Consider the following 18,703-nt stretch of genomic DNA (forward strand, 5'->3'; position numbering starts at 1 on the left):
GACTACGTCCGCGGCCAGATCGCGACCACCGTCCGGTCGTCGTCGTAACTCTTGCGGCCGAAGGCCACCTGCTCGGCGAAGCGGAACACGCTCGGCGGCGTTCGCCACGCCTGTGCCAGCGCCTCGGCGACCTCCCCGTCGGCCGGGCCGAGCGGGTCGCCGACCCCGTCACTCATCAACAGCAACCTGGCATCCCCGGGAATGGACCCACAGCCCTGCGGCAGCTTGGCCGGGTCGTCCGGCAGCCGTGGCAGCGCGTGCACCGACGACTTGGCGACCTCCTGGCCGGCGTTCTTGACCTCGGTCATGCAATGCCAGTTGTTCGCGGGGTCGATACGCCATATCGGCGAATCACCCATCCAGGCGTACGTCATATACCGGTCCTGGTCCGGCGCCGGCGAGATCTCCACGACGGCGATCGTCGCCGTCGTCGCCATGGCGTCACAGACATCTTTCGGCGTCGGATTGACGGTGCCCTCGTCGGCGAGCATCTTCTGCCCGACGGTGACGATCCGTGTCGCCAGCCATGTGAAGACCCGGTACCAGTCGACGCGTACACCGTGGTCGACCTCTTCGAGTTCCTCGAGTACCCGGGCCGGAGCATGGCGGGCCACCAGTTGCGCCGCCCGATGCGACAGCCGGCCGGCCGATACGCCGTCGGCGACCACCGCGATGAGCCACCGCCCGTTCTGGGTCACCGCGAAGCCGTAGGAGTCCTGTCGCGGCCCGCCATTCTGCCGATGTGACAAACCGCGAACGCTCGCCGCGAGCAGGTGCACCGCGCCGACCGTACCGCCGTCGGCCATCGTGTCGGGACCTTCGGCAGCCTGGCCAAGGACCGGCTCGACCTCGGTGAACGCCCGCCCCGCATTGCCGATGGACCAGCGGCCGTCCTGGCCCAGGTCGTCCGCCGCCGATGCCGCGGCCCCCTGCGGCGCGGCCGCCGCCCGACCATGACCGGGGCCGGGCGCCGGTCGTGGCGAGGCCGTGGTCCTGGCGAGGGGAGGATCGTGCCAAGGGTTGTCCGTCGAGCCGAACGCCTCGGCGACGGCGACCGCATCCTGCTGCCCATCCGGGATGGAGTGCTGTTGAGACATCAGTTGAGCCAGTCGTCTTCGACGTCGAGGTCCGAGGACACCTGATCGGCGCTGGGCAGGATGAAGCCGGAGTTGCCCTGGATCGCGCTCTGCCCTGACGCGAGAACCGAGGAGATCAGTACCTCGGCCATCGCCTTGATCGCGGCTGCCGCGTCACCGCCGGCCTTCATCATGTACAGCTTCGACTTGGTCAATGGATGGACCAGTTCCCGCATGACGTCGCGGTCGGCCGTCTCGACACCGCACGGCACGACGACCGGGTGGTACCGGAACCCCTTGCCGGTGGACGAGTCCCACTCCGTCAACGCCTCGAAGTCACTCTTCCAGTCGTCACCAGGCTCGCCGTCGCTGAGGAAGAACACTGCCGGTCGGTGCACCTTGTAGCCGTCGGCTTTCAGTTGCGCGACGTCGCTCTCCAACTGCTTGCGCAGCAGCTTGAACGCCGCACCGTACGACGTGCCACCCCGCACCGACAGGCCCGGCAACTGCGTGGCCGTCGACACGTCACACAGCGGCAGCACCACGCGGGCGTCGTCCGAGAAATCGATCATCCCGAAGCGCACCTTGTCGTTCAGGATCGGGTTCTTCGCCAGTGCGTCAGCGACCTCCGGCAGGATGTTGTTGGCCATGTCGAGCTTGGCGCCGGCCATCGAATAACTGACGTCTATCACCAGATAGAACGGGAGCAGGACGCCGTTCTCGGTCATGTCAGTTCTCCTTTACTTGTTTCGGGAACGGGTTCTTGCTGCGGCTTCGGGACGTGCGTTGACGGCGTTCCCGGACGGGAGCGGCCGTTGACCAGTTCCTCGATGATTCGCTCGCGCTGTTCGTCCGTCATCTCGGGATAGAACAAGACGGATGCCACCAAGCGGCGGTGGTCGTTCTCAACCTCCCAGAGCCGCGCGCGGTGCACGCGAAGCTCCCGCCGCATGACGGCCGCGGCGCTCGACAGCAGAGCGAAAAGTGTGGCGGAGCCGGCGATGCCGGTGATGCTCCGGGTGGTCAGATGACCGAAGAAGCCGAAGGCGGCAGCCCCGATTGCCACGACGATGAACGCGATACACAACGTCGCGTACATGTTGACGCGGATGCGTTCCTGACGTTCCGCGGGCTCGTAGAAGCTGGTGATCCGCTCAACCTGCGCGACCTCGGTGGCGTCCTTCAATCGGCTGGCCAACGCGGCGAACTCGTCATCCCAGCGCTTCACCCGGGCGTCGTGCGCGTCGATCTGCTGTGTCGTCAATTTCTCGAGGTCGGTCTGGAGTTCGCGTAGTGATCGGCGAAACTCGGCGGTGCGGATCTCGTCGGTGTTTCGATGCCGAGCCAGGGCGTCGTCAACGCGCTTCAACTTGCGGTCGAACTGTGCCCCGGCCAGCGTCAGGATCTCCTGCTGGGCCAACAGGGTGAGGCGGATCAGACGTTCCTGCTCTGCGCAGTGCGGTTCGATCACCACCGCCAGTGCGGCAATGTCATCGAGAAGGCGGCCTATCCGTTCGTCGAGAACAGTGAATCGGTAGGTCAGGTCCTTGACCGTGGCCGCGGCTGTGCAGAGGTCGAGTTGCGGCTCGAGTTTGTCCAGCAGCGCCGCCCAGCCGTCGTCCGCGTCGTTCGGTGCGGTCGCCTGCATCTTGCGTACCCTGCTGAAGAGCACCTTCACCACCCCGACGGTGGGCGCGTGACTCATCCGCTCGGCATGGGAAATTCGGGCGAGGGCGCCGGCGAGCAGGTCGTCCGCCTCGGCGACGCGCTTGAGGCTGTCCTCGGACAGGATCGGCGTCATTGCGTGATCCGATTGACCAGCCGCGTGACCTCGTCCCTGAGCGGGGGAGCGGCAGCTGTCGTCGCGCACAGGGCGACGGCGGCGCGCGTGAGGCGGTTCTGGTCATGCGGACGGGCTGTGCACGCGACACGCAGCGCTTCCAGAGCGCGGTGGGCGGCAGCGGGGTCGGGCAGCAACGCGGCGTGCTGGTCGATGGTGGCGGCCAGCTTGGTCAGTTCGTCGTCCGTGCTCACCGTCGTGTTGGTCTGGGTGTTGTGGTCGCCCATCTGAATGTTGGTCGCGTTGACCGAGCCGATGCGGTACTCACTCATGGCATGACTCCCAGGATTCCTAGTTCAAGGCCCAAGGGGCCGGATCGTTCTGCGGCGGAGTGTTGTTCTGGACGTTGCCCGAGCCGACCTGCGCGTGTTGCGCGTTGACCGCACCGATCTCGTAGGTGTGGTTGTTGACGATGTTCGTCTGTTTCTGATGGAAATCGGCCGTGTCGACACCGTGCTGATCGAGGAAGTCCTCGATGGCGTTGAGAACCCGCCGTTGTAGGGCGTTAAGGTGCATGGATTCATCGGTGTAGGCGAACAGGAACACCCGTTCGTCGTTGGCCGCCGCGGCGCGGATGCTCAGCCCCGCGCCCCGGCTGACCGGCCGGTGCTTGCGGATCGCGCGGTGTGCCTCGGCGAGGTCCTTTCGGCGCCGGCGGGCGGCCCGCCGTTCCCACTTCACCTCGTGCCACATCCTTCGCGGCGCGCTGGTCGCGCCGAGCGCGTCACGTGCCGACCGGAAGATCATCTCTGCGGCGCCGGTGGGCATGTGGTCGATGGTGGTCAGTTCGGCGCGTAGCGGTAGCAGAACGAAGGCATGGCACTCGATGAACAGGTCGCCGCTGACCATCGCGGCGCGTAGGTAGAGATTGACGACCAGTTCGCCGCCCCACGACGTCTTCTCCACACACAGGTACGTGCGGATGTCGGGCCGGGGCTTCTCGATGCCGAGCCGTACCGCGTTTGAGGGCACCGTGGCGGCGGGGCGGCCGAACTGGTTCGGCAGCAGGCCGGGCACCGCGTCGGCGGAGTGACTCGCCACGAAGAGCCGGTTGTGCGCCTCAACGCCGGGCACCCCCGCCGTGCGGACCGCCAAGGTGACCGCCTTGTGCAGGTCGGCCGGCGTGAATGGCAGCACGGTGCGCTTGTTGCCGTTTGAGTCGGTGGCGGGCTTGGTCGCGTCGAGGCTCATCTGCCAGCCGTCCCGAAGCCGTCGGCCCAACGCCACGAACGTGTTGCCGCCCTCGAAGATGACGACATTACTGGCGTTCAGCGCGTCCAGGCGGTCCTCGTCGCGCGCCGGCAGTGGCGGCGCCAGATCGCGGAGCTGCGCCACCGGCGAGACCATCGCGCCGAGCGTGCGGTAGAGGGACAGCCGGTCGAAGAACACCGCCAGGTGGACGCCGGCCACGGCGATGATCAGTGCGAGGAGCAACAGAGTGGCCGACCGCACCGAGACCGCCACGAGCAGCATCATCAGGGCGCTGCCCAGTGCGGCGGCCATCGACCGCCGCAGTTGAGTGACACGGGCCCGGGCGGAACGGGCGTGCCGCCCCAGCGCGACCAGGTCGACGCCGCATGCCGGGGACGCGGCTCGCACCGACGGCTCGATCAGCTCGGCGAGCACGTACCCGGCGAAGCTGGGCGAGAGATGCGCGGACGAGCACAGGTACCGGTCCACGGCGACACTGTCGCCGCGGTTCCCCTGAGATACGCGTTTCGTCACGCCCGGATCTGACGGACAGCCCGTCGAGCGGTCCGTCAGAAGCGACGCGAAGGGAGGTGGTCGAGTGTCACGCGAGGGATTCGACGAGTTCGGCAACCCGCGGGGACGCGCCTTCGACCTGGGTGGCGGTGATGAGGGCCGGGTGCGGGGCGAGAACATCCTCTTCTACAGCAGCCTGTACCCCTACGACACGTTCGCCGAAGCGGAGATGCGCACCCTGATGGCCGAGCGGGGACTCGGGTTCGATGTGGTGCATGGCCCCTACTCGGGAGGGTGCACGCTGACCGGGGACATGCTCAGCAGGTACTCCCAGCTGTGGTACGTGTCCGGCGACGAGGAGACGCTGAGCGCCCAGCAGGTGCAGATGATCGTCAAGTACGTGCGCGCCGGCAACGGTCTGGCGATCTGGGCAGACAACGAGCCGTTCTACGCCGACGCCAACCTGCTTGCCGGAGCGCTGATCGGCACCCGGTTCTCCGGCAACGAGCCGGGGGACCGGGTGATGGTGCCCGGCCCCGTCGGCACCCTGGGCCGGTTCGTCGAACACCAGCTGACGCAGGGCGTCAACAACCTCTACGAGGGCAACACCATCTGCACCATCGCACCCGCGACCGGGGTGACCCTGCTGGGGCTGAGCCACGACGGCCAATCCTGCCTCGGCTGTTACGAGCGGGAAGGCCACCGCGTCGTGCTCGACGCCGGGTTCACCAAGTTGTACCGGGGCCTGTTCGAGAAGAGCGCCGGGCTCGGCCGCTACCTGTCCAACATCGCGTTCTGGCTGGCCCGGGGCAGTCGCGGAGTCAGCTACCAGTTGCTGACGCCCGGCCGTGAACGCATCGAGACGTTCACCAAGGGCGAGCCGCCCAAGGGCTACAGGTTCACGGTCGACGGTCCGGCCGAGGTCACGTGCATCCTGCAATGGGACGGCAAGGCCACGCTGGGGCTCGGCGTACGCGGGCCCGACGGCGCCCTGGCCGCCCGCCAGTCGTCGCCGCGCAGCCCGGTGCGTCTGAGCGTGACGGCCCGCACAGCGGGCACGTGGGTCGCGGAGGTGGAAGGTGTCGACGTCCAGGCCGATCGTGTCCCCTACGTTGTCACGCTCTCCACCGAGGGTGCCGGCACGTCCGGCGACGACCGTACGGCGCAGGTCATCCCGGTCTACTTCATCTGCGACGTGTCCGCGGCCGCCGCCGGCGACCTCGCCGACATCAGCGCGGTGCTCCGGCACATCCAGCGCGACCTGGCGAAAGCTGATACGGCGGTGAAGATCGGCGTGATCACCTTTGCCGGCCGCGCCCGCACGGTGATGCCGCTGGCTTCACCGTCCATGGCCACCACGCCCACACTGGCGCCCGGCGGCGACGGCCGCTCGTACGGGGCCGCCCTGCGCGAGTTCGAGCGGACGTTCGCCCGCGACCGGGCCGAGCTCGTCGCGGCCGGCGCGAAGATCTTCCGGCCCTGTGTGTTCTTCCTGACCCACGGCGAACCCGACGACGCGGACTTCGCCACCGCGATGCGCTCCACGCTGGGCTACGACCCGGCCACCAGGCAGGGCAACCGGGCCTACCCGCTGATCATCCCGATCGGTCTGCGGCGCGTCGCCGAGAGCACCCTCGCCAGGCTCGCCTACCCCGACTTCGGTGAGGCCGAGAAGCGGGGCCGCTGGTTCCTCGCCGAACCTGAGGCCGCCACCCGGCAGACGCTCAAGGGCGTCGCGGACGCCATCCGCACCGCCCTGCGCGACGCCCACGCGCTCGGCGTTGGCGGAGCGCGGACGTTCGTGCCACCGGCCTCGATCCCCGGAACGCGCGTCGGCACGGCACAGGGTGCGCCGGCGCGACGTTGAGGTCCGGCTACGTGACGGCCGTCCGGCACCGGCTCGCCGGACTCCCGACCAGCACCAGCGCGTCGGCGCCGGCCCGGTCGCCGAGATCCAGCTGGATGCGGGCATCGGTGAACGCCTCGTCGAAGCTGCGGCCGTTGGCGACGGCGGTGTGGAAGGCGCCGGCGAACTCGATAGCCAATGCGTCGGCGATGGCGCGGGACGTCCCCACGACGCACGGACCGTTGGCGGCGATCGCCTCGGCGAGGGGTCGCGTGAAGCAACCGTTGAGCACAACGCATCGGATCGTGGCGCTATGGCTGGCGAACAGGTCGGCCAGTGCCCGCGCGGGAACATCGAGCGGACGGCCGTTCCCGTCGGCGAAGACCAGCGAACCGGTCTCGGTGCCGTGCGTGCCGACGTGCACGACGACCGGGCGGTGGCGCTGCAGGTTCGGGCCCACCTCGTCGTAGCGGGCAGCCGGGACCTGGACAACGTCGAGATGGTCGCGATAGTCGCCCGCCCGGACGGCCCGGAGGATGGCGCGGGACTCCTCGTCCAGGCGCAACCCGTCCGTGCCGAACGGGTTCGCGAACACCGCGAGGATCACACCGCGGGGGTGCGCCGGCTCGGCACCGGAGTAGTTGAACTGGGAGTTGTGATCCCCGACCTGCACGTTGTCCGCGCGTTCGATGTTCGTGTGGAATGTCGACACGTCGTTGTCTGACGGACCGCCCGTCCGTCAGACAACGACGTGGGAGAGGTCTATGCGTTGCTGGTCGGCATCGAGCGCTACCACGATGCCGGCCTGCCGCGACTGTACGGCTGCCGCGCCGACATCGCCGACGCGAAGGGTGCGCTGGCCGCCCGTACACGTCGCTTGAACATCATGGAGCTGTACGACGACGAGGCGACCCGCGTAGCCATCGTCAACGGGTTCCGCACCCACCTCGCCCAGGCCACGAGCCGCGACACGGCGGTGTTCTGGTTCAGCGGTCATGGCTCCTTCACCAGGGTGCCGCGCGAACTGTGGCACCTGGAGCCCGACGGTCGCACGATGCAGACCCTGGTCTGCGCCGACAGCCGCGTCGACGGTCGGCCCGACCTGCTCGACAAGGAGCTCGGGCTCCTGCTTGACGAGGTCGCCGATAGCGGCTGCCACGTCCTCGTCGTGCTCGACAGCTGTCACTCGCAGGGTGCGACACGCGGCAGCGACAGCCGCGTAAGAGCCGCGACACCGTCCACACTCGACACCACCGGCCGAGTGCTGGCGAACCTCGTCGCCCACTACGCGCGCCTTCCCGCCGGCGCGCCGCCGCACCGTCACGTCACGCTGTCGGCCTGCCGGTCCTTTGAAACCGCCATGGAGCAGCCACTCGACGGCACACCACGCGGCGTTTTCAGCTGGGCGCTCGCGCGGGCACTGCGCCGGAGTCCCGCCGGGGCGACCTATCGCGAACTCCTGGCGCTGACCCGCACCGAAATGGAAGGTGTGGAGGCTTCCCAACGGCCGCAACTGGAACCGGCCACCTCGGGCGGCCAGCCGATCCTCGGTGGCCCGGCCGGCCCGGACCGGCTGATGATGCGATGGGGCCGCGACGGCTGGCAGGTCGAGTGCGGTGCCGCCCACGGCGCCGCAGCCGGCACGAGGATGACCGTCGCGGACCGGGGAATGGGCCGCGAGGTCCGGCTGACCGGAGCGGCCACCGGACACAGCCTGGTCGAGCCGATCGGTTGGCGGCCCGACCGTCACCGCGTCTACCCGGTCTGGGTCACCGCCGCACCGCTGGCCCCGGTGACCGTCGCCGGTATGCCACTGCCGGAAAGCCCGGCCGTGACGGTGGCCGACGACGCTGAGCTGACCATCATCCCCGGACCGCGACTCGTCGACGGCGACGGCACAGCCCTCCATCGCTGGCCACCCGGCACCCGTGCCACCCGGATCGCTCGCGATGTCGCGCACATCGCCCGCTGGCGACAGGTATGGCAGCTGGAGAACTTTGCCTCCACGTTGCGCGACCAGGTCCACATCGAGCTGGTGGGCACGCGGATCCGGCTGCGTAACCACAGCGCGAGAGGGCTGCACTGCGTGTTACTCGCGCTCACGGACGATTTCGCCATCAGCGCCGCGCTGTTCCCCGGGGCCACCATCGCCCCCTACAGCGTCGCCGCGGCCGCCGAGGGTGCGCCGGTCGAACCACGGGGCGGGCGCACCTGGCTCAAGCTCATCGTGACCACCGACGACCTGGACGTCACCGCGTACGAGCTGCCCCCGATTCACGAGGCGTGGCGCGACCTGCGTGGTGTCACCACCATGCCCACGAGTGATTGGTGGGCCACCGGACTTGAGCTACCGCAGCCATGATCGCCCGGGCGGTCCCGGTGTCGCTCACGCACTGAGGCCGAGCAGCTCGGTGCGGACCCGGTGACTGTCCGGATGACCGCGGCCGAAGCCGTCGGACCAGCCCGATCCACAACCCCAGCCCATCAAAGGAAACATGACCCTGGCCGTCATCTCGCGGCGGGCCGTCCACGCGATGCTCGTGTTGGCGTCGCTGGCCCTGCTGCTCTACACCATCGGCGCCCCCATGACGGAAGGAAGCTAGGAGCCATCATGAGAGTCCGCATCCTGGTGGCGCTGGTCTCGCTCGCCACCCTGCTCTACACGGTCGGCGCACCGCACGAGCACGGGGGCTGAGGAGTGCCGTGCACGATCGGCGCGCCTGATCCCTTCGCGTCGACATGCGGCGCGGGAAGCGGTGGTGGTGCCCGCACCGCGACGCCCTGTCCGGGCCTCACACGACCGGAGTGGCTGGAGGTGTCAGTCGAGCCACCGGGAGATGGTCGTCGCGATATCCACCGCGCGCTTGTCCCGCGTCTCGACGCTCCCGGTTGACAGGTGAAGCTCGTAGACCGTGATCTGATAGTCGCGGGCGTCCAAGTTGGACACCGTGCGGTACGTGGTCTCGTACGTCACGCCGCGCATCTTCGTGTACGGGATGGCCAGCCGGTGGCCGTACATGTCATAAATGCTCATCTGGCGCGTCGTCAGGATCACCGACGCCGGGAATCCCTGCACCAGCTTCACGATGAACTCGACATAGACGAAGTCCTTGTCGAACCGCAACCCGATCACCCGCTCGCTGGCGGCGAGGCGGTGCTTCGAGCGCGACAGGTTGACCCGGACCGGCGGCACGTCCTGCACCGGCCGGCAACCGAACGTCCGCAGGTTGCGGGCGACCCGGTCGGGCAGGTCCACCGGCGGGTCCGCGAACTCGTGATCCTCCAATGTCAGCACGTTGATGGTGTCGAGAGGCTCCGTGCTGATGCCGAGCCAGCCACAGACCTTCTTGAGTTCCCCGGCAGGGAGCGCGTCGAACAGCTCCGCCAGCAGGGTCCCGGTCAGGACGCCTGGACCATCACCGGGGTAGTGGTCACTCACGACGCCGATGACGTAGCCATCGACGAAGATCGGCGCCCCGGACATCCCGTCCCAGGGTCTGCTCACCACCTGGCCCGGCGGATCGACCGCCACCTCGACCGTCCTGGTACGAGCATTGGAGAGCGTCATGATCTGACCGTCGCGCCTGACCAGCTCGCGGAAGGCTGACGTGTCGCGCCCGGCCGCGCCCTCGGGCCTGGTCCGCAATTTGAACGACGGGAAGCCGGCCACGCCGCACGTCACCTTCCGGTCGACGCGGCTGATCCGCCCGATCCGCGCGGGCGTCCCAACCCGGACACTCTTGCCGCTGATCCGTACGACTCCGATGTCGATGCCGAAGGTGTCCCAGCCGGACCACCATGTCGAGGATTCCACGCGCCGGGGCTCACTCGTCGCGCCGACGAAGAACTCCACGGAGACGCTGACCGCACCGTCGAGCGCATGTCCCGCGGTGAGGACCGTATCCGAGTTGATCAGGTAGCCGGACGCCCGGAATTCTTCGTTGTCCGAGCGCACGACCCGGATCAGCGCCACCCGGTGCTGTTCGATCCAGCCGCTGGGCTCCTTGCGCTGAGCCGTCACTCTTCACCTGCCCGAGTTCGGCTCTGCGCGATGACGCCGTCATCCGGACTGTTCCGGCCATCCGCCAACGCGTGCTCCTGAGTCGTCTCCACTGCCGCTCGCCAGACAGCACGTTAGGACGAAGCGGTGCGGCGGCGGAATCGTCGGACCCGGCGGCAGAGCCGCCTGAACGGGCATCAATGAGCCTTTCCGTGCGACCGGGAGAGTGGAGGTTGGCCGGGTACATGGTTGATCTCTGTTCGTAAGCTCGTCGTCGAAGAGGAACAGTAGGTGTCGGCGGATCAGTCCCGCGTGTCCGGGAAACGGCCGTAGTCCTCCGTGAGCTACTGCTTCCACATCGGATGACCCCGCGTGCGCGGGGAGCAGGCCCACGTGGCGGACGTCTGGCGGCTCATCCGAGGATCACCCCCGCGTGCGCGGGGAGCAGAACTCCGTGGGTTTCCCCATCCGCAACATCGGGGGATCACCCTCGCGTGCGCGGGGAGCAGAAATTGCCGACCTTGATAAAGACAGCCCCCAACGGATCACCCCCGCGTGCGCGGGGAGCAGCCGCCGTACTTGCCTGCCAGCTGCGCGGCGACCGGATCACCCCTGCGTGCGCGGGGAGCAGACGATCGTGGTCAGCACGAACGGGCACGGCAGGGGATCACCCCCGCGTGCGCGGGGAGCAGGGTGGCCGGGCTCTGGCATCGCCGTGGAGGCCAGGATCACCCCCGCGTGCGCGGGGAGCAGGAGTTGGGTCAGATTGAGCTACCGGCTACTCATAGGATCACCCCTGCGTGCGCGGGGAGCAGCTGTCGAGGACGCGATCGATCCCCCGCCAGACCGGATCACCCCCGCGTGCGCGGGGAGCAGACGCTCACCGTCGACATGACCCACGCGGCCCACGGATCACCCCCGCGTGTGCGGGGAGCAGCCCTGAGGCGCTGCTATCCCTGCTTCTGCGACCGGATCACCCCGCGGGCGCCGGGAGCAGGCTTTGATTTCGGGTCTCACGAGCGCGCCCTGGGATCACCCCCGCGTGCGCGGGGAGCAGGCGGGCACGTCAAGCCGTAGGCGCAGGTACCGCGGATCACCCCCGCGTGCGCGGGGAGCAGGATGACCCCCGAGCAGCGCGACATCGTCGCCGAGGATCACCCCCGCGTGCGCGGGGAGCAGTCCCCCTTGCTTCCCATTCCGTCGTGCTGACCGGGATCATCCCCGCGTGCGCGGGGAGCAGCCGACAGTGCCGCCCAGGCGAGATGCACGGTGGGGATCACCCCGCGTGCGCGGGGAGCAGCCGCGGCACGAGGTGTGGACTTTGAGCTGATCGGGATCACCCCCGCGTGCGCGGGGAGCAGAAGTGACTGAGCACGTGCCCGACGAACGTGGACGGATCACCCCCGCGTGCGCGGGGAGCAGGCCGCCGAGCTAGCCGAACGGTACAACCTCGAAGGATCACCCCCGCGTGCGCGGGGAGCAGTACTCGGCCGCCCCGTCCGGCCCGGCCGCAGACGGATCACCCCCGCGTGCGCGGGGAGCAGGAGGGCACCACGGTGCGCGGGCTGTTTGGCCGAGGATCACCCCCGCGTGCGCGGGGAGCAGCACGTCGAGGTAGGTCGGCTCACCGTCGGTCCAGGATCACCCCCGCGTGCGCGGGGAGCAGTACTAGCATCGCGCGCACGCATGTTAGGAGAGAGGATCACCCCCGCGTGCGCGGGGAGCAGAGTCACCCACCCAGCAGACTCTAGCTGATGGAAGGATCACCCCCGCGTGCGCGGGGAGCAGACCGTCCGGCCAGGTTTAGGCGCGTGAATAACCGGATCACCCCCGCGTGCGCGGGGAGCAGGACGACCCGCCCGGCCGGCTGACCCGCATCGAGGGATCACCCCCGCGTGCGCGGGGAGCAGGCACCTGGACAGGTCGCGGTCGCCGCGTGCGTCGGATCACCCCCGCGTGCGCGGGGAGCAGACGATGACCGCCCGGGGGGTCTCGCTGTACTCCGGATCACCCCCGCGTGCGCGGGGAGCAGTGATCCTGGGTCGCTATCCGTCGGCGCGATGAAGGATCACCCCCGCGTGCGCGGGGAGCAGGACGACCGCGACGAACGTGACGCCTGTGAGCCCGGATCACCCCCGCGTGCGCGGGGAGCAGAGTTCGGCCCCTTTGAGTTTCGGCCCGGCGCGAGGATCACCCCCGCGTGCGCGGGGAGCAGACGATCGCCACGGACGCATCCCTTGGGAATCACGGATCACCCCCGCGTGCGCGGGGAGCAGGTCTCCCATCCCGGCTTCTGCGCGAAGTCCTTGGGATCACCCCCGCGTGCGCGGGGAGCAGATCCCCGCGTACGGGTACGAGCGGGGGTTGTGGGGATCACCCCCGCGTGCGCGGGGAGCAGGAAAAACCCCAGGATGACCAGCGCGGACGGCCAGGATCACCCCCGCGTGCGCGGGGAGCAGCGAGCCGGGGTGGTGGTCACAGTGGCTGACGGCGGATCACCCCCGCGTGCGCGGGGAGCAGCCATCCGGCGTGCCCGGCGTCCAACCCGATCGTGGATCACCCCCGCGTGCGCGGGGAGCAGATGATCCACGACGCGGCGGGTTTCGTCGATGTGGGATCACCCCCGCGTGCGCGGGGAGCAGGCAAGGTTGGTCCGGGGATGTCTTGGGTGGCGGGGATCACCCCCGCGTGCGCGGGGAGCAGGAGGAGCGAGAGCAGGTCGTGCTGTGGCGGAACGGATCACCCCCGCGTGCGCGGGGAGCAGTTGCCCTGGTCGCGCTGGTTGCGCTCACGGCGCGGATCACCCCCGCGTGCGCGGGGAGCAGCGCCGGTGGGCGAGGTCGCCGACGATGCCGCTGGGATCACCCCCGCGTGCGCGGGGAGCAGATCAGAGCGGTCAGGATCTCGACGGCGGCGCCGGGATCACCCCCGCGTGCGCGGGGAGCAGCAAGGTCGGCAACCAGGTGTCCTACGTCGCAGAGGATCACCCCCGCGTGCGCGGGGAGCAGGCGTGTCGATCCACACCACTGCCCTGATTCGCAGGATCACCCCCGCGTGCGCGGGGAGCAGCGGCAACGCGGAGCCGGTTTTCCTGACATCCGAGGATCACCCCCGCGTGCGCGGGGAGCAGAGGACCGTTGGAGCGTTAGGACTGTTTTCTGCAGGATCACCCCCGCGTGCGCGGGGAGCAGTCGGCCGCGCCTGCCTTGATGGTCCCTGGCCCCGGATCACCCCCGCGTGCGCGGGGAGCAGGAGCGCGGGTGGCCGTAGCGGGCGTCAGCCCGGGGATCACCCCCGCGTGCGCGGGGAGCAGCGCACCGACGATGCGGAACGCGCACTCGCCGGAGGATCACCCCCGCGTGCGCGGGGAGCAGTAGTCGCCGACTACCGGCGGCGGTTGCATGAGCGGATCACCCCCGCGTGCGCGGGGAGCAGTTACGCAGTCTGAATCGCGCGCGCCCGGACGCGGGATCACCCCCGCGTGCGCGGGGAGCAGACGCCCTCGGCGTTGATGACGATGCCGCGTACGGGATCACCCCCGCGTGCGCGGGGAGCAGACGCCAACGAGGGGATGCGCGACGGCCAGCACCGGATCACCCCCGCGTGCGCGGGGAGCAGGCCAGCTTCGAGCTGAACAACCGCGACGGCCGGGGATCACCCCCGCGTGCGCGGGGAGCAGCTGCTGTCCGCCGGCGAGCTGTGGGCCGGTTCGGGATCACCCCCGCGTGCGCGGGGAGCAGAAGCGGATCGCGCCGCGCACCGTAGCGATCGGCGGATCACCCCCGCGTGCGCGGGGAGCAGCCGACGCCGTCGGTGACGAGGACGCCGCGAACGGGATCACCCCCGCGTGCGCGGGGAGCAGGCGCGCCCGTTCTCCCACCGGTTGAGCGTCGACGGATCACCCCCGCGTGCGCGGGGAGCAGAGGATCGCGGCAGAGGCCTCCGCCTGGGTCTTCGGATCACCCCCGCGTGCGCGGGGAGCAGTTCAACCGGTCCCGGATCCGGGGCGTGCGGCTGGGATCACCCCCGCGTGCGCGGGGAGCAGGGCACGGCGGGATACAACGCCCTACGCAAGGCGGGATCACCCCCGCGTGCGCGGGGAGCAGTTACGCAGTCTGAATCGCGCGCGCCCGGACGCGGGATCACCCCCGCGTGCGCGGGGAGCAGGTCGTGAACGCGAGCGGCATGTCGCTGCCGCAGGGATCACCCCCGCGTGCGCGGGGAGCAGTTGTGCCAACGGGGGACGGGCTGGCCACACTGGGGATCACCCCCGCGTGCGCGGGGAGCAGGAGTAGATGCCCACGTGGCTGTTCGGCCGGCCGGGATCACCCCGCGTGCGCGGGGAGCAGGTGATGTTTACACGTTAGCTGTTATCCGGAACCGGATCACCCCCGCGTGCGCGGGGAGCAGGCACCCGGGTCCATCCCGGCCGTGCCCAGGACCGGATCACCCCCGCGTGCGCGGGGAGCAGGGAACGGACCGTCTCGGCCGCGTCAGCAGGTAGGGATCACCCCCGCGTGCGCGGGGAGCAGGTCATACCCGCTCGACGCGAGAAGCTCCTGAACGGATCACCCCCGCGTGCGCGGGGAGCAGTCGAGAACGCTCTCGATTTTGATGGCTTCGGGAGGATCACCCCCGCGTGCGCGGGGAGCAGATCGTCGCCACGATCGAGCGCGCCGCTGTGGTCGGATCACCCCCGCGTGCGCGGGGAGCAGCGATCCACCCGCGCCTGCTCGACGCCGACCAGCGGATCACCCCCGCGTGCGCGGGGAGCAGCCAGGGGCGGGCCAGGGTGGCCGGATCGCGCAGGGATCACCCCCGCGTGCGCGGGGAGCAGATCATTCCGGCCGCTTCCCGCGCAGCCCCTTGCGGATCACCCCCGCGTGCGCGGGGAGCAGACTTGTTGACGTGCAGCGTTGAAGATCAGTTGTGCTGATTTTCTTCACTTTGCTTGACCATTATTGAAGTCATGAAGCCTGTGAGTCCAGATTGCATGATCTGCCGATCGTAGCGGCTTGCCGTGTGGTGGTCGGACCGATTGTCGTGCGGTATCGGGCGTGTGCTCCTGGCGAACCTGTCCGCCTCAGGTCGGTTGGCCGTCGGAAGCGGCAGTGAGAACGGAACTGACGCACCGCACCCCCACTAGACTGGCCATATTGGAACTTTGCACCAGTTGTCGAGGTATTACTCCGCTGGGGTGAGAGTACCTGCGTTGAGGCCGGCTCGGATTTCCCGTGCCACTGTTGCGCCGAGTTTGGCGGCTGCGCCGAGACTTGACTGAAACTCAGCAAGCGTGCGAAAGGTTCGACCGTAGAGTTGCTGTTCGTGCAGTGACAGTACGGGAATGGTGAAGCGCCGGAGGTCCAGGCGTGTCGCGCTGTTGCCGGTCATGGAGGAGCGACTCGCGGGTCGCGTGCCGACGGCGCACGACAACACGCCTGCTACAAACCACGGGTCCAATCGCGTCGGGTCAACGGACATCACCTGCACGCCGGGCTCAAGGTGGACCTGCTCATGGTGGTCCGGGACCACCTGGAAACTGACTTCCTGCCCGACCACGGACGTAACGATGTCGCCGGGCCGTGCCTGGACTGCGGTTTCCAGGGGATCGGTCTCGGCCACCTCGATGGTGGATACACCGGTCAGACGTGTAGGCGTGGCGATGCGCCGTATCGTTATGCTGCCGGATTTGACCAGATCGGAGAGGCTTGCCTGTGGCGCGGCACCGAGGCTCGTGGCGCTGACCGGCTGTACGTTGGGCAGCGCCCGTGCCAGCGCGCTGAGCCTGCGTTCGAGCTCGCCGATCCGTGCCATCGTCTGCGCTGAGTCGCCGGGCTGTTCGCCCGGTCCGGGGAGATGCCGTTGCGGAGTGAGGTCGACCCGCTCGTCGACGAGTTCGATAGGCGCGATGACGCGGTGCAGGCCGGGAACTTCCTGGTAGTCGCCGGACTCGAACTCGCGCCACACCTTGCCTACCAGCGCTGCCGGGGGATTGTGGTGGGAGGCATCGAGGAACAGAATCCGGGCGTCGTGGGCATGAGCACCGTCGGGCTGGGTGAGTACCCAGACCTGCAGTCCGATGCCGGCTGGTGCCATGAGACCTGCGGGGAGGGCGACCACGGCGCGGAGCGCGCCGCGGCGGACCAGTTCGGCGCGGATGCGCCGTCCGGCGGGGCGCGCGGCGGCGGCGGGGGGCATGAGGACCACTGCCGTGCCGCCGGGCGCGAGGTGGGAGAGAGCGTGCTGGACCCAGGCGAGTTCCGGCTCGGTGCGAGGTGGCAACCCGAACGCCCAGCGGGCGTCATAGGCGAGCTGGTCGTGTCCCCACTCGTGGATGCCGAACGGGAAGTTGGCCACCACGACGTCGGCGCGTAGCTCGGGAACTGCGTCGGCGAGCAGGCTGTCCCCCACGTGTACGGCCGGAGCCGGCGCGGCCTGGTGGCCGGCCCGCTGAGCGCGCCGATGGACGAACCACAGTCGGATCAAAGCGATCAAGGCGTACTGGGTTTTGATTTCCTGCCCGTAGCAGTGGGTGGTCGTGCCAGCCTCCACCGCCTTGTGCGCCGCCATTCGCAGGATGGAACCGGTGCCGCAGGTGAAGTCGAACGTTTGCCGGCCGACGCCTGTGAGCGTCAGCATCACCTCGGCCACGCTGTCCGGGGTGCCGGCGAGGCCCGACATGGATTGTGCCGACGAGACGTACTGGTTGTGCAGGTACTCGAAAGCCGTCTCGGGATCCTTCTCGCCCGCTAGTTGCTCGACCGCCTGCACCACGTTCTTGAGTTGGTCTCTCCATTCGTCGGGCAGGACCGCGCGCAGTCGGGCGGCGAGGTCGCGGTCCAGGGTCCGCAGTCGGGTCACTAGCTGTCTTGGTGTGAGTAGTGCATCACCGTTGGCGGGTAGCTCGGATCGGACAAGCAGGTATGCGCCCGCGACGCTGAGCGCGTCGCCGATCTGGGCCGCCGGCTGGTATGTCTCGATGTGTCGCCACGTCCATTGTTCCGTGCTCGCGTGGCGCAGCTTGCCCTGACGCCGCAGCCACTGATCGACCTCGCGCGCGTCGAAGTACGGACTTGCCGGGGTGCCGCCAACCGGGGCCGGAAAATCCGCGTACCTGCGACGCCAGTTGCTCACTGCCGCCCGGCCGACGCCTGCCAGGCGAGCGATGCCGCTCGCGGTCAATGTGGCGTCCCCGATGACAGTACTTGGCTCCTCGGTCACGCGTGAACTCTAGCATGACGGATCAATCTGTAGACCGTGTTCACAAACCATGCTATCTTCACGCCGTACACAATCGACAGGGAGGGTGCAATGGGACGGCGCGGGCGCAGCACGACGATCGGCAAGTTCGCCAAGCTCCATCAGGACCGCCGCGTTTCTGAGATCCGCGTGTTCGGCGAGTATCTGCGGGATGAGCAGCGAGCTAGGAAGCAGGCTCAGCCGGCCGGCGCGGCGGACGACAGAATCGCCGCTCTGACCTGAGGCTGGCCAACCGCCCCGCGAGCGGACCATCCGGTCCGCTCTGCCCGACGACCGCTGAAGGAGGACCATGAACACAGTTGCTCAGTTCCGACCAGTTACCGGCGTCGCCGTTCGAGCCGGTGGGGTATCTCACCGCGGGGGCGCGGCGGTTCGGTAGTCACACGCGGGAGCCACACCAGTCGGTCTACCGACGGGTTCGCTTCGACCGGGAACTCGCCACGAGCATCGCGGACGCCTACCTGAGCGCGCCGGTGTGCGAGGAGCGTGCGTACGCCGCATACGCCGCGTTCTGCAGGGAGACGGTGCAGCAGTTTCACTTTCTCGTGGGTCGGCCTGAGTTCGGCGGCCTCGGAGTGACCGTCCGAGTGGTCGATGACGACCCGTACCCCGACGTCAGCGCCATGGTGGCCGACATCCGGAGGCGCCAGCTGCGGGTCTTTTCCACTGCCGCGAGCGAGAATCCCCATCCCTATCTGAGCGATGGGGAGAACGACATGTTCCGGGCGGTCCATGACGCATTCGGTCACGCCGCAAGCGGTCGGGGCTTCGATCCGCACGGCGAGGAGGCGGCCTGGCTCAAGCACTCCACTATGTACTCGCGCTTGGCCCGCCGGGCGCTGACGACCGAGACCCGCGGTCAGACGTGTGCCCTCGTCCTCCGCAGTCCCGATGGCCGGTTCCCGCGGCAGAAGGCGGCGTTGCTGCCGGCGCGGTTCAGCGATCCCCGGTCGGTACGCGTGAGCCGGTCGCCGTAG

12 protein-coding genes and 2 CRISPR repeat arrays are annotated in these 18,703 nt (G+C 69.0%); of the genes, 4 read left to right on the plus strand and 8 right to left on the minus strand.

The features are described from left to right. Positions 1-2 precede the first annotated feature (2 nt). From ABD191_RS04550 to ABD191_RS04570, 5 genes are read right to left on the minus strand one after another with little or no spacing between them, the layout of a single operon-like run. Positions 3-1,097: a protein phosphatase 2C domain-containing protein gene (locus ABD191_RS04550; protein ID WP_344077129.1), complete on the minus strand. Its 1,095-nt coding sequence runs from the start codon at positions 1,095-1,097 to the stop codon at positions 3-5. Then, a complete protein-coding gene (locus tag ABD191_RS04555; RefSeq protein WP_344077131.1) occupies positions 1,097-1,804 on the minus strand; it encodes a vWA domain-containing protein in 708 nt (235 codons plus the stop codon). The genes ABD191_RS04550 and ABD191_RS04555 overlap by 1 nt, the downstream gene beginning before the upstream one ends. Next, on the minus strand, positions 1,801-2,877 hold the full coding sequence (locus ABD191_RS04560; protein WP_344077133.1) for an AAA family ATPase: 1,077 nt from the start codon (positions 2,875-2,877) through the stop codon (positions 1,801-1,803). The genes ABD191_RS04555 and ABD191_RS04560 overlap by 4 nt, the downstream gene beginning before the upstream one ends. Beyond that, positions 2,874-3,188 (minus strand): hypothetical protein, encoded by a 315-nt coding sequence (locus ABD191_RS04565; RefSeq protein WP_344077135.1) that lies wholly within the window; start codon positions 3,186-3,188, stop codon positions 2,874-2,876. The genes ABD191_RS04560 and ABD191_RS04565 overlap by 4 nt, the downstream gene beginning before the upstream one ends. A gap of 19 nt (positions 3,189-3,207) precedes the next feature. Beyond that, the gene (locus ABD191_RS04570; RefSeq protein WP_344077137.1) at positions 3,208-4,596 is read right to left on the minus strand and encodes a hypothetical protein; all 1,389 of its coding nucleotides are present in this window, start codon (positions 4,594-4,596) and stop codon (positions 3,208-3,210) included. 109 nt (positions 4,597-4,705) lie between these two features. Between ABD191_RS04570 and ABD191_RS04575 the strand changes: the two genes are divergently transcribed. Further along, positions 4,706-6,487 (plus strand): hypothetical protein, encoded by a 1,782-nt coding sequence (locus ABD191_RS04575; RefSeq protein ID WP_344077139.1) that lies wholly within the window; start codon positions 4,706-4,708, stop codon positions 6,485-6,487. Positions 6,488-6,494: 7 nt separating this feature from the next. Here ABD191_RS04575 and ABD191_RS04580 read toward each other — a convergent pair whose 3' ends face one another. Next, positions 6,495-7,178, minus strand: coding sequence for a CHAT domain-containing protein (locus ABD191_RS04580; protein WP_344077141.1), 684 nt, complete (start codon positions 7,176-7,178; stop codon positions 6,495-6,497). A gap of 39 nt (positions 7,179-7,217) precedes the next feature. On the opposite strand from ABD191_RS04580, the gene ABD191_RS04585 reads away from it, so the two are divergent. Next, positions 7,218-8,828, plus strand: coding sequence for a caspase family protein (locus ABD191_RS04585; protein ID WP_344077143.1), 1,611 nt, complete (start codon positions 7,218-7,220; stop codon positions 8,826-8,828). Between the two features lie 456 nt (positions 8,829-9,284). Here the strand turns inward: ABD191_RS04585 and ABD191_RS04590 are convergent, their stop codons facing one another. Then, on the minus strand, positions 9,285-10,487 hold the full coding sequence (locus tag ABD191_RS04590) for a trypsin-like serine peptidase (protein ID WP_344077145.1): 1,203 nt from the start codon (positions 10,485-10,487) through the stop codon (positions 9,285-9,287). 399 nt (positions 10,488-10,886) lie between these two features. Next, a CRISPR array of direct repeats spans positions 10,887-11,404; the repeat unit is 28 nt; unit sequence GGATCACCCCCGCGTGCGCGGGGAGCAG. 91 nt (positions 11,405-11,495) lie between these two features. Next, positions 11,496-15,364: direct repeats of the CRISPR family, unit length 28 nt; unit sequence GGATCACCCCCGCGTGCGCGGGGAGCAG. Positions 15,365-15,650: 286 nt separating this feature from the next. After that, positions 15,651-17,687, minus strand: coding sequence for an N-6 DNA methylase (locus ABD191_RS04595; RefSeq protein WP_344077147.1), 2,037 nt, complete (start codon positions 17,685-17,687; stop codon positions 15,651-15,653). Positions 17,688-17,777: 90 nt separating this feature from the next. Here ABD191_RS04595 and ABD191_RS04600 point away from each other — a divergent pair, with 90 nt between their 5' ends. Both ABD191_RS04600 and ABD191_RS04605 read left to right on the plus strand, forming a co-directional pair. After that, positions 17,778-17,948: a hypothetical protein gene (locus ABD191_RS04600; RefSeq protein ID WP_344077149.1), complete on the plus strand. Its 171-nt coding sequence runs from the start codon at positions 17,778-17,780 to the stop codon at positions 17,946-17,948. 77 nt (positions 17,949-18,025) lie between these two features. Further along, a complete protein-coding gene (locus tag ABD191_RS04605; protein ID WP_344077151.1) occupies positions 18,026-18,703 on the plus strand; it encodes a hypothetical protein in 678 nt (225 codons plus the stop codon).

The sequence above is a fragment of the Luedemannella helvata genome (assembly GCF_039528415.1).
In the GTDB taxonomy this organism is placed as follows: Bacteria; Actinomycetota; Actinomycetes; order Mycobacteriales; family Micromonosporaceae; genus Luedemannella; species Luedemannella helvata.

What these genes read in the sequence shown, in the direction of transcription:
- ABD191_RS04560 (WP_344077133.1), bottom strand. Translation starts at nt 2,877, where the DNA reads ATGACGCCGATCCTGTCCGAGGACAGCCTCAAGCGCGTCGCCGAGGCG.
- ABD191_RS04565 (WP_344077135.1), bottom strand. Translation starts at nt 3,188, where the DNA reads ATGAGTGAGTACCGCATCGGCTCGGTCAACGCGACCAACATTCAGATG.
- ABD191_RS04600 (WP_344077149.1), top strand. Translation starts at nt 17,778, where the DNA reads ATGGGACGGCGCGGGCGCAGCACGACGATCGGCAAGTTCGCCAAGCTC.
- ABD191_RS04555 (WP_344077131.1), bottom strand. Translation starts at nt 1,804, where the DNA reads ATGACCGAGAACGGCGTCCTGCTCCCGTTCTATCTGGTGATAGACGTC.
- ABD191_RS04550 (WP_344077129.1), bottom strand. Translation starts at nt 1,097, where the DNA reads ATGTCTCAACAGCACTCCATCCCGGATGGGCAGCAGGATGCGGTCGCC.